Consider the following 13,867-nt stretch of genomic DNA (forward strand, 5'->3'; position numbering starts at 1 on the left):
ATCGAAACAATGTTTTATAATTATCGAGACGCTAACAGAGCTTCCGTGCCGCCGCAAGCCTTAGGGCCAGGGCACGGCGCGGTGCGAATTGGGTGCATCATCACGGTCGGCGCCGGTGGTGGTGCGTCGGCGGGCCATCGGGCTGGTGGGGGGCGTGGGCGGTTGGGAAAGGGCGCCTTAACGCGTGCCGCCTGCTCAGGCGCTCGATTTCACCGGCGCCGGCAGATGATCGCCGGACGGATGGATCGACAGTTTCGACGAGATCGCCGCGGCGGCGTCGCGTACCGCCTTGAGGTGGATTTCGCGCTTTTCCTCGTTGTAGCGCGCCACCGCGCCGGCGACCGAGATCGCCGCGATGACCTCGCCGTCGATGCCATGGATCGGCGCGGCGATTGAAAAGGCGCCCTCATCGAGGTCATTGAGCGCGATATTGTAACCGTTGGCGCGGATGCGTTCGAGCGTTTCGCGCAATTTCTCCCGGTCTGTGATCGTGTAGGGGGTGAACGCTTCCAGCGGTTCGGCCAGCACGGCGTCGATGACGCTGGCGTCGGCATAGGCCAGAACCAGCAGCGAGCCGCCGCCGGCGTGCAACGGGCCGTTGCGTCCGGCCTGCGCGAACAAGCGGATCGAGTGATGGCCAGGTCGGGTGGCCAGCACCAGCGAACGGTGGCCTTCGCGCACGACCAGATTGACGTTTTCCAGCGTCCGGTCGCGCAGCGCGTCCATTACCGGCCGCGCCGCGAAAAGCAGGCTGCCGTCGCGCCCGACCCGCTCGCCGAGCACGCCCACCCGATAGCCGAGCGAATAGACCGCTCGTTCGGGGTCGCGGAACACGAAACCGCGATCCTCCAGTGTCTGCAGCAACCTGAAGACGATCGTCTTGGTCATGCCCAGCGATTTCGCCAGCGCTGTGACGCCTTGGTCGGGCTGGTCGGCCAGCGCTTCCAGGACGGAGAGCGCACGATCGACCGCGGCGATCTTGTAGTTCTTCGTGCCGTTCATCGCGAAAGCTCCCTTTGGACCGATTATGGTCGGTTGAACGGTTCTTGCAATATTGCAGAAATATGGTTTACTCAACAAAATAAGAAACATTGTTTCGACCAATGAAACAAATATGAGGGGCGGATATGCGAATTGCCTATGTCGTGCCGGGCCCGATGTCGAAGGGACCGATGGGAGCAAGCGAGATGCGCCGGCGTGAGGCGCTTCTCAACGGCTGGGCCTTCGCCGGGACCGAGGTCGTCGTCGTCGATGTGCCCGACGGTCCGGCCTCCATTGAATCGGCCTATGAAGAGGCGATGTCGGTGCCGGCCACGGTCGAGCGCATCATGGCTTGCCAGCGTGACGGTTTCGACGCCGCCATCATCGGCTGTTTCGGCGATCCGGGCCTGGAGGCCGCGCGTGAGCTGGCTACCATTCCGGTCATCGGACCGTGCGAAGCCTCGCTGCTGCTTGCCGCCGGCCTCGGCCACAAATTCAGCGTGCTGACCATCTTCGATAGCCTGATCGCGGGCCAGGAGATGCTCGCCGTTCGCGCTGGCGTGCGCGACAAGCTGGCATCGGTGCGTGCGACCAACATTCCCGTGCTCGATCTGATGAAAGACCCCGGCGCGACGAAAAAACGCCTTGTCGACGTGGCGCGCGCCTGCGTGGAGGAGGACCGGGCTGACGCCTTCTTGTTCGGCTGCATGACCATGTCCTTCCTCGACATGGGCGACGAGGTTTCAGCTGCGGTCGGCGCTCCGGCCGTCAACGCCGGACGAGCCGCGCTCAAACATGCCGAAATGCTGGTTTCAATGGGGCTTAGCCATTCCAAGAAAGCCTATCCCCTGCCGCCGAAAATGGCGGCCGGACAGTCCTTCGAGACCTTGCGGGTCGCCTGAGGCGTTCCGCCAATAATGATAACGATCCCGTTCCAGAGGAGAAAAGCGATGAAGTTGATCCACAAGGCGGCGCTGGCGACTGCGCTTGCCACGCTGTTTGCATCGGCCCCGGCGCTGGCGGGCGACCCGATCCGCACCATAGACCTGTTCACCCGTCCGCAGGCCGCGCAGCCGCAGGAATTCCAGTCCGTCCAGCTGATCGCGCAGGAATGGCGCAAGCTGGGGCTCGACGTCAATGTACGGGTCATGCCGTGGGAGCAGATGGCCGATATCGTCTGGTATCAGCGCGACAAGTGGGACGTGACCGCCTGGCAGATGGTCGGCCGCCCCGAGCGCTCCGATCCGGACGAGATCGTCTACAATCTGTTCCATTCCTCGACCGCCGAGAAAGGCTATAATTTCATCGGCTACAGCAATCCCGAGTTCGACGCTGTCGCCGAGGCGCAACGCGTGGAGATCGACGAGGCCAAGCGCAAGCAACTGGTCTACAAGGCGCAGGAAATCCTCGCCGCCGACCAGCCCAACATGATGCTGGTGCATCCCAAGTCGACCTTCGCCTATGACAAGACGGTGTGGAAGCCGGACTCGGTCGTCAACCAGAGCGGCATCGGCATCCGCAACACCTGGACCTTTATGTCGCTGGAGCCGCTGGGCGATCAGCGCGACATCATCGTCAATTCCGGCGACAACGTGCAGGCCGTCAACCCGCTCTACATTTCGGGCGGCGTCGACAGCTGGGTAACCGAGCTGCTCTACGACCGGCTGGCGCGCGTCGGGCCGGACGGCCTGCCCAAGCCGTGGGCGGCCGAAAGCTACGAGTGGAAAGACGACAAGACGATCGAGGTCAAGCTGCGCGCCGGCATGACCTGGCATGACGGCAAGCCGGTAACGGTCGAGGACGTCAAGTTCTCCTTCGATGCCGTCGTCAGCGGCGAGGCGCCGATGTACAAGCCGTTCGCCACCAATGTCGCCGGCATCGACATCGTCGACGACCGCACCTTGGTCTTCCATCTCAACAATCCCGCCGCGTCCTTTGTCACCTCGAGCCTGGCCAAGATCAACCTGATTCCCAAACATGTGTGGGAGCCGGTGCTTGAGGACCTCAAGACCAAGGAGGAAAACGCCGAGAGCTATCAGGAAGACACCCCGATCGGCTCGGGCCCCTTCAGGTTCGAGCGCTGGCTGACCAACGAGGAGATCGTTCTGTCGGCCAACAAGGATCACTTCAACGCGCCGAAGGCCGACCGCTGGATCCTGCGCATCGTTCCCAATGTCGAGGCCGCGCTCGGTATGCTGCGCTCCGGCGAGATCAACTTCATTGGCGAGTTCTCCGGTGATCCGCAGGTGTTGATCGACGCCGCCGAGGCCGATGGCGACCTGAACGTGGTGTCGACCGTCGATATCGGCTTCCGCTATCTCGCCTTCAACGAGCGGCGCGCGCCCTTCAACGACGCGGCGTTCCGCCGCGCTCTGTCGGCCGCGGTCGACCGGCGGCTGATCGTCAAGGCGGCCTTTAAGGGCTTCGCCGAAGCCTCGAACTCGGTCGTATCGCCGGCGCTCGAATTCTGGCACGACGCCGCCGTGGTCGAGAATTTCAAGGCGGGCCAGGACGTGGCCAAGAAAATCCTCGAAGACGCCGGCTACACGCTCGAGGGCGACCGCTTGCACTATCCGGGCGACCAGAAGGAAGAATACGCCCAGTAGAGACCGAAGAGCCGTGCCGGTCCCGTTCCGGCACGGCCTTGCTCGACAGGGCCGTTCTGACGCCACCACGGGAGTGCTCGGGGAATGTTTCAGCTAAAGGCGGCGGTCGGCCGGATCCTGCAGCTCGGTCTCGTGCTGTGGGCGGTCGTGACAATCTTGTTCCTGATGTTCCGCCTGATGCCCGGCAATCCGATGGCGGCCTATATCGATCCAACCTTCACCGAAGAGCAGCAGCTCGCTCTGATGGCCCAGTTCGGCCTCGACAAGCCTTTGTGGGAGCAATATTTCATCTATCTCGCCAATCTGGTGCAGGGCGAACTCGGCCAGAGTTTCCGCTACCGCGAGCCGGTCGCCGAACGCATCCTGGCCCTGTTGCCCAACACGCTCATCCTCACCTTCACCTCGCTGATCATCGCCTATGTGTTTGGGGTTTTGGCCGGCGCCTATCTCGCCTGGCGGCGCGGCAGCGCGGTCGAACAGGCAGCGATCCCGGTCGTCCTGACGACGCGCGCCATGCCCGAATTCTGGCTCGGCATGGTTCTTCTGGCGATCTTTTCGTTCTGGCTCGGCTGGTTTCCCGCCGGTGGCACGCGCTCGGCCGGCACCGATCATGGCAACCTTCTGGGACTTTACACCTCCGCCGATTTCCTGTCGCATCTGGCCCTGCCGGCGCTGACGCTGGCCATCTACAGTCAGGGCCTGCCGCTGCTTTTGATGCGCTCCAATATGCTCGACGTGATGAAGGAGGACTTCGTCACCATGGCGCGCATCAAGGGCCTGTCTAACTGGACCGTGGTTGTGCGCCATGCCGCGCGCAACGCGCTGTTGCCGGTGATGACCTCCTTTGCGATCGCCGTCGGTTACCAGCTTCAGGGCAATGTCGTGGTCGAATCGGTGTTTTCCTGGCCGGGGCTGGGGCGCGAACTGGTCAATGCGGTGTCGGCCTCGGACTACCCGCTCGCCCAGGGTGCGTTCTTGATGATCGCGATCGTGGTCATCCTGATGAATTTGATTGCCGACCTGCTCTATGCGCTGCTTGATCCGAGGGTGACGCATGTCTGAAACCGTCATCGCCCGCCCCGCCCTCGTCTCGCGCCTGTTCGGCGCGCTGCGCTTGCCCATCAACGATCCGTTCGCCGTCGCCGGGCTTGTGATCTACGCCGTTTTCGTGTTGACCGCGATCTTCGCCGACCAGATCGCGCCCTACGATCCGACCGAGATCCTCTACACCGAGGAGTTCGATCTCGCCGCCGATCTGAGACCCGGCGAGCAGGGCTTCGTGCTTGGCACCACCAGTCTCGGCCGGGACATCTTTTCGCAGATCGTCCACGGCAGCCGCTCGGCGCTGCTGATCGGCGTCACGGCGGCCTTCATGGTGGCGCTGATCGGCTCGATCGTCGGCCTCGTCTCGGGCTACTTCGGCGGCTGGATCGACGCGCTTTTGATGCGGCTGGCCGACATCGCCTTCGGTATTCCGTTCCTGCCCTTCGTCATCGTTCTGGCGGCCTTTCTGGAGCCGTCGATCTGGAACGTGGTTTTCGCCATGGCGCTGGTCTTGTGGCGTGACACCGGCCGCGTCATTCGCAGCCAGGTTCTGACCCTGCGCTCGCGCGGTTATGTCGAGGCGGCGCGCGTGGCCGGTTCCTCCAACCTCAAGATCATTACGCGCCACATCGCGCCCAACATCCTGCCGCTCTCCTTCCTCTACGGCTCGATCGCTATCGGCTGGGCGATCCTGACCGAAGCCTCGATCAGCTTTCTCGGCTTCGGCGATCCGAGCCAAATCAGCTGGGGCTACATGCTGCAGGACGCCTTCGCCAGCCAGGCGCTCGCCAAGCAGGCCTATTACTGGTTCGTGCCGCCGGGCATCTGCATCATCCTTGTCGTCAGCGCGGGCTTCTTCATCACCCGCGGTTACGAAAACATCCTGTTTCCGAAGTTGGGCAGATGAGCGACATCCTGCTTTCGGTGCGCGACCTCGAAGTCGGCTACAAGGTCGGCCGCCGCATTATCCATGCCGTCGACGGCGCCAGTTTCGACGTGCCGCGCGGCGCGATCGTCGGGCTTGTCGGCGAATCGGGGTGCGGCAAGACCACGGTGGCGCGCGCGCTGACCCGCGTCATCGCCGACAACGCGCTGATCACCGGCGGGCAGATGGTCTTCGACGGCCGCGACATCGCTGCCCTGCCCGAGCGCGAGATGAACAGGCTGCGCTGGCGCGACATTGCCTTCATCCCGCAAAGCGCGATGAACTCGCTCGATCCGGTCTACACGGTCGAATACCAGCTCAACGAGGTGCTGCGACGGCGCGGCGGGCTGAGCGCGCGCCAGGCGCGCATGCGCTCGGAAGAGCTGTTCGAGATGGTCGGCATCGAGCCCGGCCGGCTGCGCGATTTTCCGCACCAGTTCTCCGGCGGCATGCGCCAGCGCGTGGCGATCGCACTGGCGCTGGCGCTCAATCCCAAGCTGATCATCGCCGACGAGCCGGTGACCGCGCTCGACGTGATCGTGCAGCGCCAGATTCTCGACCAGTTGCGCGAGCTGCAGTCGCAGCTCGGCATTTCGGTGATCCTGGTCACACACGATATTTCCGTCGTCGCCTATGTCTGCGATCGCGTCGTGGTGATGTATGCCGGCCGCGTCGCCGAGGCCGGACCGATGGCGGCGACTATCACCCGGCCGGCTCACCCTTACACGATCGGGCTGCGCAATGCCTTTCCCGATCTGCAGGGCGCGGCCGATGGCATGCTGGTGCCGATCGAGGGCGCGCCGCCGAGCCTGGTCGAGCCTCCGCCCGGCTGCCGGTTCGCGCCGCGCTGCCCGTTCGCGCTCGAAAGATGCCGCCTCGAGGTGCCGGAAACCCACGTGCTGGCCGATGGTCATAGCGCTGCCTGCCATCGCTCCGGCGAGGCCGACATGCTGCGCGCGGAAGGATCGAAAACCCAGACATGGCTCAGCGCATGACGACGGCCGGCAAGCACAGGCATGAGGTGTTCGTGTCCGCGCGCGATGCGCAGCTCCATTTTCGCGCCGGCGGCGCGTTGGCCGCGATGCGCGGCAAGTCCCGCCTGATCAAGGCCGTCGACGGCGTCAGCTTCGACATTTGCCGCGGCGAAAGCGTTGGCCTGCTCGGCGAATCCGGCTGCGGCAAGACCTCCATGGGCCGGATGCTGCTCAAGCTGGAGGAGGCGACCGGCGGCGCCGTCACCTTCGACGGGGCCGATCTCAACACGTTGCGCGGCGAAGCGCTCAGAGCCTTCCGCACCCGCGCGCAACTGATCTTCCAGAACCCGTTCGACGCGGTCAATCCGCGCTTCACCATTCGCGCCACGCTGGCCGAACCGCTGGAGAACGCGGGCGTGCCCCCGGCCGAGCGCGAACAGCGCATCATCGCCGCGTTGGAACTGGTGCGCCTGCCCAATCCGGCCGAATTCCTCGACCGCCATCCACATCAGCTTTCCGGCGGCCAGCTCCAGCGCGTGGTGATGGCGCGCGCACTCATTCTCCAGCCGGATTTCGTGGTGGCCGACGAGCCGGTCTCGATGCTTGACGTGTCGGTGCGCGCCGGCGTTTTGAACGTGTTTCGCGACGTGCGCGACCGGCTGAACCTGACGGCGATCTATATCAGTCACGACCTGGCGCTGGTGCGTTATGTCTGCGAGCGCACCATCGTCATGTATCTCGGCCGCATCATGGAGGACGGTCCGACAGAGGACATCGTCCGCGAGCCGCTGCATCCCTATACCAGGGCGCTGGTCGCCGCCGTGCCGGTGCCCCATCCCGACCAGGACCACGCGCCATTGCCGATCGGCCGCGGCGCTCCCGACCCGCTCAACCCGCCATCGGGTTGCGTGTTCCGCGATCGCTGCCCGAAGGCGCACGCACGTTGCGCCGCCGAAATCCCGGTGCCGCGCCAGGTCGGCACGCGCCGCGTCGCGTGTCATCTCTATGACGAGGCCGGGGCGGCCGCGCCGGGGAAGACGGCCTGATGCGCGCCGCCTTCTACACCCGCACCGGCCCGGCCGCCGACGTGCTCGAAATCGGCGAACGCCCCGATCCGGTCGCCGGACCCGGCGAGGTGTTGGTGCGCGTGCGCGCTTCCGGCATCAACCCGGCCGACGTCAAGCGCCGCGCCGGCTGGCGCGGCATGGCGATGGAGCATCCGCTCGTCATCCCCCATACCGACGGCGCCGGCGAGATCGTCGATGTCGGGCAGGGCGTCGATCGGGTGCGGATCGGCGAACGGGTGTGGCTGTGGAACGCGCAGGGCGGGTATGGCGAGGCCGGTCGCCCCTTCGGCAGCGCCGCCGAGCTGATCGCGCTTCCCGCCGCGCAGGCGGTCCACCTGCCCGATGAATTCGACTTTGCGGCCGGCGCCTGTCTCGGCGTGCCGGCGATGACGGCGCATCGCGCCGTCCATGCCGACGGGCCGGTCGCGGGCCTGACGATCCTCGTCAATGGGGCCGCCGGCGCCGTCGGCCACATTGCGGTGCAGATCGCCGTCGCCGGCGGCGCCAACGTCATCGGCACGGCCGGCAGCCCAGCGGCGGCGGCGCACGCCCGCGCCGCCGGCGCGGCTGAAGTGATCGATCGCCGTCGCGAGGATGTCGCCGCGCGGGTGATGGAACTGACCGGCGGGACCGGCGTCGACCGGGTGGTGGAGGTCGATTTCGGCGCCAACCACCACACCGACATCGCCGTGCTGAAGGCGAACGGCACGATTGCGTCTTATTCGTCGACGAGCGCGCCGGAGCCGATGCTGCCCTACTACGCCTTTGCCAACAAGGGCGCCAATCTGCGCTTCATCCAGGGGTTCGCCATTCCCACGGCCGCGCGCCGGGCCGGCGAACGGCGCCTGGCCGAACTCGCGGCGGCCGGCCGGCTGACGGTCGCGATCGCCGAGACCTATCCGCTCACCGAAATCGCCGCCGCCCACGCGCATGTCGAAAAAGGCGCCATCGGCAATGTCGTCGTCACGATCTGAGTTGAGCCGGGCGCGGACCGCGCCCGCAGATGATCTTCGAGGAAGGAAATGATGCTTCAATCCGTTGAACAGCACAAGCCGGGCGCGGAGGCCGGCCGGACTTGCGATCCGGTGTCGCTCGAGATTATCCGCGGCGCCATCGCAGCGGCCCAGTCGGAGATGGAGGCGCTGCTCGAACGCACCGCGATCTCGGCCTTCATCCGCGAGAAGAAGGATTTTTATACCGCCTTGTTCGATGCCGATGGCGTCATGGCGGTCGGCTCGATGGTGCCGATCTTCGGCGACATGACGGGCCCCGTGCTGGAGGCATTTCCCGCCGACACGATGAAGCCCGGCGATCTCTACTGGTACAATGATTGCTACGGCTCGCGCGGCGCGGTTTCGCATTCCAACGATCAGGTGCTGCTGGCGCCGGTGTTCCAAGACGGCAGGCGTTGCGCCTTCGTGATGAGCTGGGCGCATTTTGCCGATATCGGCGGCATCCGCCCGGGCTCGATCAGCCCCGACGCGACCGAAATCTTCCAGGAAGGCATCATCATCCCCGTCACCAAGCTGATCGACGGTGGCGTGACCAACGAGGCCACGCTGTCGATCTTCCACCGCAATTCGCGGTTCCCCGAGCAGAGCGTCGGCGACATGCGCGCCCTGATGGCGAGTGTGGAGCTGGGTGTCAGACGTGTTGCCGAAATCGTCGACAGGTTCAGTCCGGACGTGTTTTCCGACGCGCTCGCCCAGTTGCTGGCCCGCACCCGGCGCCTGGTGCGCGAGAGGCTCGCCGAGACCTTCGATTATGGCACCCACCGCTTCACCGACGCCATTGACGGCGACGGCCACGGCAACGGACCGTTCAAGATCCGGTTCGCCCTGACCCGGGAAAAGGGCGGGGACGGCGAGGATCGTTTCGTCTTCGATGCCGGCGAAACCGACGACCAGGCGCCGGGTCCGGTGAACTACATCATGAATCGCGGCGTGCCCGGCATGGCGCTCGGGCTTTATTATCTCGGCGGCGATGCGGGCCAGGTGTGCAATGCGGGCGGGCCGGACGCGATCGACGAGGTGCGCCTGCGCGAGGGCTCGCTTCTGATGCCGCGCTTTCCGGCCCCGCTCGGCATGCGCGGCCTGACCACGATGCGCGTCCTGTCGGCCATGAACGGTCTCGTCAATGTCGCCGGCGGCGGCGCGCCGGCCGCCAATTCGGCCTATGTGATTTCCATCATGCGCGGCAATTTCCGCACCGAGGCCGGCCAGTTGGAGCGTTTTCTGCTCGCCGACGGTATCGGTGTCGGCTATGGCGCCAGACCCAACGCCGACGGCATCGACGCCGTCTATTTCGTCGCCCAGGAGAACTATCCCGTCGAGTTCCTCGAACTCGGCTATCCGGTGCGGCTCCTGCGCTACGGCGTCGTGCCCGATTCCGGCGGACCCGGCCGCTACCGAGGCGGCTGTGGAATCGTGCGCGAATACGAGATCCTCGCCGAGGATGCCGTGCTCGCCGTGCGCATCGACAGCGTCAAGAACCCGCCCTGGGGCATCGATGGCGGGATGGGCGGTGGCGTCGGACGCGCCACGGTCAATCCCGGCACCGAGCGCGAGCGGGTTCTTGCGCCGTTGTCGGACGGCAACCGTCTGGTGCGCGGCGACATTCTGCGCATGGAGACCGGCGGCGGCGGCGGCCACGGTCACCCCTTCGACCGGCCGGCCGAGCGTGTGCTGGACGACGTGCTCGGCGGCTATGTCGGCGTCGACGCCGCGCGCGACAACTATGGCGTCGTCATCGCCGATGGCGAGATCGACAGGCAGGCAACGACCGCCCTGCGCAAGAAAAGGCCGGCCACGCGCCGCTTCCACCGTCAGGAGTATGTCGATGCCCTCGTCTGAGCAGTTCGCGATTGCCGTCGACATCGGCGGCACCTTCACCGACATCTCCTTGCTCGAGCGCGGGACCGGCAAGGTCTGGCGTGCCAAGACGCCGAGCGTGCCGTCCGATCCCTCACAAGCCTTCCTGACCGGCATAAGGCTGGCGCTCGGTGATGCCGGCCGCGACGCGTCGACCCTGGCCCAGGTGCTGCACGGCACCACCGTGGCGACCAACATGATCCTGGAAAACAAGGGCGCGCGCGCCGCGCTGGTCACGACGCAGGGCTTTCGCCATGTGCTGGCCATCGGCCGCCAGGACATCCCACGCAAGGCCAACCTCTACAATTGGGTGAAGCCGGAACGGCCAGTGCCGGCCTCGCGCATCGTTGAGGTCGACGAGCGGGTTGCCGCCGGCGGCACCGTGCTGCGCGAACTCGACGAAGCGAGCGTTCTTGCCGCCGCCGAAAAGCTGAAGGCGATGGATATCGAGGCCGTCGGCGTCTGTCTGCTGCACGCCTTCGCCAATCCCGTCCACGAACGGCGGGTCGCGGACATGCTGCGCCAGGCGCTGCCGGACATTGCGGTCACCACCTCCACCGACGTGCTGCCGGTGGTGCGCGAATATGAGCGCTCCCTGACCACCGTGCTCAACGCCACCGTCATGCCCGGCGTGACGAACTATGTCGGCCGGCTCGAACAGCGTCTCCAAAGCGAGAACGTCGCCGCGCCGCTGCTTTTGATGCAGTCGAATGGCGGCGTAGCCGGCGCTGCGGCGATCCGCCAGGCGCCGGCGCTGACCGCGCTTTCCGGCCCGGCCGCCGGTGTTGTCGGCGCGCGCGCGATCGCCGCTGCCTGCGGCATCGACGACCTGATCACTGTCGATATCGGAGGCACCAGCGCCGATATCTGCCTGATCAAGGACGGCAAGATCGGGCTCACCCAACACGGCAAGGTCGGCGAATGGCCGCTGCCGCTGCCGATGGTCGACATGGTCACGATCGGCGCCGGCGGCGGCTCGATCGCCGCAGTTGGGGACGACACGCTCACGGTCGGGCCGCGCAGCGCCGGCGCCATGCCGGGGCCCGCCGCCTACGGCCATGGCGGCGAAGACGCCACCGTCACCGACGCCCACGTCGTGCTCGGCCATCTGCCGGCCAGGCTGCTGGGCGGAAAGATGGCGCTCGACGCCGAGGCCGCCCGCGCGGTGATCGACAGAAACGTCGCCGGGCCGCTCGGCCTGACGGTCGAGGAGGCCGCGCGCGGCATTCTGGCTATCGTCGACAACCACATGATCGGCGCCGTGCGGGTGGTGTCGGTCGAGCGTGGCCACGACCCGCGCGACTTCACGCTGGTGCCGTTCGGCGGCGCCGGGCCGCTGCATGGCTGCGCGCTCGCCGACCTGCTCGGCATCGCCCGCGTGCTGATCCCGCCGGCGCCGGGCGTGCTGTGCGCCGACGGCCTGCTTGCCGCCGACCTCAAGGCCGAGTTCAGCCGGACCCTGCCCAAAGCCGGCCCGGTCGACGTTGCTGCGGCCGCGACGATCTTCGCCGATCTGGAGACACAGGCCAGGCGCTGGCTGGAAAGCGAGAATGTCGCGGCGCAAAACCGGCGCATCGCGCGGGTCGCCCTGCTGCGCTATCACGGCCAGGGCGGCGAGATCGCCGTCGCCTGGGGCGAGACTGCCGACGAGATCGAACGCAGCTTCACCGCCGAACACCAGGCGCTCTATGGTTTCACGCTCGACGCCGCGATCGAACTGATCACGCTCAGGGTCGAGGCGACCGGCCTGACCGCACCCACGGTACCGGAGACGCTGGCTCCGGGTGATTCCATCGAGCCTTACGATCATGTGCCGGTCCATCTCGGCGCCGAAAGAGCGAAAGTTCCCGTGGTCGATCGCGCCGGGCTCGGCGCGGGGGCGCGTTTTGCCGGGCCGATGGTGCTCACCCAGCTCGACACCACCACCCTGGTGCCGCCGGGCTGGAACGCAATCGTTCACCCGACCGGCGCCCTGATCCTAACCCGCAGCGAGGACGACAAGGCGTGACCGAGATTGCTTCGCCGCTTGCCGGCATTTTCGACCATATCGAGGCCAACCGGGACGCGTTCGTCACGCGGCTGATGGACTATGTCCGCCATCCGAGCATCAGCGCCCACAATCAGGGCATCGGCGAGGTCGCCGGGATGCTCGTGGGCTTCCTGCGGAAGCTCGGCATGGAGGCAGAGACGGTGCCGACCAGCGGCCACCCGATGGTGCTTGGCCGCCGCGATGTCTCGCCCGACAAGCCGACCGTGCTGCTTTATGGCCATTATGACGTGCAGCCGCCGGACCCGCTGGAGCTGTGGACCAGCCCGCCCTTCGAGCCGACAATCCGCGACGGGCGCATCTATGCGCGAGGCATCGGCGACAACAAGGGCCAGCATTTCGCGCAACTGCTGGCGCTCGAATCGCATCTCGCCGTCACCGGCGACCTGCCCTGCAACGTCTTGTTCCTGCTTGAGGGCGAAGAGGAGATCGGCAGCCCGCATATCGCCGAGTTCGTGCGCGCCCATGCCGACAGGCTGAGGGCCGATCTGGTCGTGACCTCCGACGGGCCGCTGCACGAAAGCGGCGCGCCCGTCGTCACCTTCGGCGTGCGCGGCGTCGCCGCCTTCGAACTCAGGGCCAAGACGGCCTCGCGCGACGTCCATTCCGGCAATTTCGGCGGCGTGGTGCCCAATGCCGTGTGGACGCTGGTTCATCTGCTCGCCACGATGAAGGACGAGGACGGCGAAATCACCATCGAGGGGCTGACCGAGCCGGTGATCCCGCCGACCAATCTGGAGCGCGACGCGGTCGAGCGCCTGCCGCTCGATCTCGAGGCTATTAAGGCCGAACTCGGCCTGTCGCGTCTCGATGCGCCGGCCGGACGAGGTTATTTCGACCGGCTGATGTTTCATCCCACACTCACCGTCAACGGTTTTCATGGCGGTTATGGCGGGCCGGGCATGAAGACGGTCTTGCCGTGCGAGGCGTTCGTCAAATGCGACATTCGCCTGGTCGAGCCGCTGACCCCGGACTATGTGTTCGACAAGGTGCGCGCCCATGTGCAAAAACACGCGCCGGAGGTCGAGTTCGTGCCGCTCAACGGCATGTTGCCGTCGAAGACCCCGATGGACTCGCCCTTTGCCGAACCGATCCGCCGCGCGGTGGTTGCCGCGCGCGGCGTCGAGCCGCTGCTCTACCCGACCGTCGGCGGCAGTCTGCCCGACTATGTCTTCACCAAGATCCTCGGCCTGCCGGCCTTCGTCATTCCCTACGCCAATGCCGACGAGGCCAATCATGCGCCGAACGAGAATTTGAAGATCGCGTGTTTCATCGACGGCATCAAGACGGGCGCCGCGCTGCTTGCGGAACTGGGCGCGCTGCGGCGCTGACGCCCCGCGTCGCGTTGCCTCG

Annotated in this window: 11 protein-coding genes; 10 read left to right on the forward strand and 1 reads right to left on the reverse strand. The window is 66.2% G+C overall.

Features of this window, described 5'->3' with window-relative positions:
- Positions 1 to 195: 195 nt before the first annotated feature.
- Positions 196 to 1,002 (reverse strand): IclR family transcriptional regulator, encoded by an 807-nt coding sequence (locus GN330_RS12475; protein WP_197435147.1) that lies wholly within the window; start codon positions 1,000 to 1,002, stop codon positions 196 to 198.
- Between the two features lie 125 nt (positions 1,003 to 1,127).
- Between GN330_RS12475 and GN330_RS12480 the strand changes: the two genes are divergently transcribed.
- The 10 genes from GN330_RS12480 to GN330_RS12525 all read left to right on the forward strand — a co-directional run bounded on the left by GN330_RS12480 (position 1,128) and on the right by GN330_RS12525 (position 13,845).
- Complete coding sequence (locus GN330_RS12480) at positions 1,128 to 1,883, forward strand: aspartate/glutamate racemase family protein (protein ID WP_156713042.1); 756 nt, start codon at positions 1,128 to 1,130, stop codon at positions 1,881 to 1,883.
- A 48-nt stretch (positions 1,884 to 1,931) separates the two neighbouring features.
- A complete protein-coding gene (locus GN330_RS12485; RefSeq protein ID WP_156713043.1) occupies positions 1,932 to 3,587 on the forward strand; it encodes an ABC transporter substrate-binding protein in 1,656 nt (551 codons plus the stop codon).
- An 84-nt stretch (positions 3,588 to 3,671) separates the two neighbouring features.
- Complete coding sequence (locus GN330_RS12490; RefSeq protein WP_156713044.1) at positions 3,672 to 4,649, forward strand: ABC transporter permease; 978 nt, start codon at positions 3,672 to 3,674, stop codon at positions 4,647 to 4,649.
- Positions 4,642 to 5,538: an ABC transporter permease gene (locus tag GN330_RS12495; protein ID WP_156713045.1), complete on the forward strand. Its 897-nt coding sequence runs from the start codon at positions 4,642 to 4,644 to the stop codon at positions 5,536 to 5,538. Before GN330_RS12490 ends, GN330_RS12495 begins: the two co-directional genes overlap by 8 nt.
- Complete coding sequence (locus GN330_RS12500; protein ID WP_156713046.1) at positions 5,535 to 6,551, forward strand: ABC transporter ATP-binding protein; 1,017 nt, start codon at positions 5,535 to 5,537, stop codon at positions 6,549 to 6,551. The genes GN330_RS12495 and GN330_RS12500 overlap by 4 nt, the downstream gene beginning before the upstream one ends.
- A gap of 86 nt (positions 6,552 to 6,637) precedes the next feature.
- Entirely contained in the window at positions 6,638 to 7,576 is a 939-nt protein-coding gene (locus GN330_RS12505; protein ID WP_343040772.1) for an ABC transporter ATP-binding protein, read from the forward strand.
- A complete protein-coding gene (locus GN330_RS12510) occupies positions 7,576 to 8,571 on the forward strand; it encodes an NADPH:quinone reductase (protein ID WP_156713047.1) in 996 nt (331 codons plus the stop codon). Before GN330_RS12505 ends, GN330_RS12510 begins: the two co-directional genes overlap by 1 nt.
- A 51-nt stretch (positions 8,572 to 8,622) precedes the next feature.
- Positions 8,623 to 10,449: a hydantoinase B/oxoprolinase family protein gene (locus GN330_RS12515; protein WP_156713048.1), complete on the forward strand. Its 1,827-nt coding sequence runs from the start codon at positions 8,623 to 8,625 to the stop codon at positions 10,447 to 10,449.
- Positions 10,436 to 12,475, forward strand: a complete 2,040-nt coding sequence (locus tag GN330_RS12520; RefSeq protein ID WP_156713049.1) for a hydantoinase/oxoprolinase family protein — start codon at positions 10,436 to 10,438, stop codon at positions 12,473 to 12,475. The genes GN330_RS12515 and GN330_RS12520 overlap by 14 nt, the downstream gene beginning before the upstream one ends.
- A gap of 5 nt (positions 12,476 to 12,480) precedes the next feature.
- Positions 12,481 to 13,845, forward strand: coding sequence for a M20/M25/M40 family metallo-hydrolase (locus tag GN330_RS12525; protein WP_425487172.1), 1,365 nt, complete (start codon positions 12,481 to 12,483; stop codon positions 13,843 to 13,845).
- Positions 13,846 to 13,867 lie beyond the last annotated feature (22 nt).

It is taken from the genome of Nitratireductor arenosus (genome assembly GCF_009742725.1).
In the GTDB taxonomy this organism is placed as follows: domain Bacteria; phylum Pseudomonadota; class Alphaproteobacteria; order Rhizobiales; family Rhizobiaceae; genus Mangrovimarina; species Mangrovimarina arenosa.

What these genes read in the sequence shown, in the direction of transcription:
- GN330_RS12475 (WP_197435147.1), bottom strand. Translation starts at nt 1,002, where the DNA reads ATGAACGGCACGAAGAACTACAAGATCGCCGCGGTCGATCGTGCGCTC.
- GN330_RS12510 (WP_156713047.1), top strand. Translation starts at nt 7,576, where the DNA reads ATGCGCGCCGCCTTCTACACCCGCACCGGCCCGGCCGCCGACGTGCTC.
- GN330_RS12500 (WP_156713046.1), top strand. Translation starts at nt 5,535, where the DNA reads ATGAGCGACATCCTGCTTTCGGTGCGCGACCTCGAAGTCGGCTACAAG.
- GN330_RS12515 (WP_156713048.1), top strand. Translation starts at nt 8,623, where the DNA reads ATGCTTCAATCCGTTGAACAGCACAAGCCGGGCGCGGAGGCCGGCCGG.
- GN330_RS12520 (WP_156713049.1), top strand. Translation starts at nt 10,436, where the DNA reads ATGCCCTCGTCTGAGCAGTTCGCGATTGCCGTCGACATCGGCGGCACC.
- GN330_RS12485 (WP_156713043.1), top strand. Translation starts at nt 1,932, where the DNA reads ATGAAGTTGATCCACAAGGCGGCGCTGGCGACTGCGCTTGCCACGCTG.
- GN330_RS12495 (WP_156713045.1), top strand. Translation starts at nt 4,642, where the DNA reads ATGTCTGAAACCGTCATCGCCCGCCCCGCCCTCGTCTCGCGCCTGTTC.
- GN330_RS12480 (WP_156713042.1), top strand. Translation starts at nt 1,128, where the DNA reads ATGCGAATTGCCTATGTCGTGCCGGGCCCGATGTCGAAGGGACCGATG.
- GN330_RS12490 (WP_156713044.1), top strand. Translation starts at nt 3,672, where the DNA reads ATGTTTCAGCTAAAGGCGGCGGTCGGCCGGATCCTGCAGCTCGGTCTC.
- GN330_RS12505 (WP_343040772.1), top strand. Translation starts at nt 6,638, where the DNA reads ATGCGCGGCAAGTCCCGCCTGATCAAGGCCGTCGACGGCGTCAGCTTC.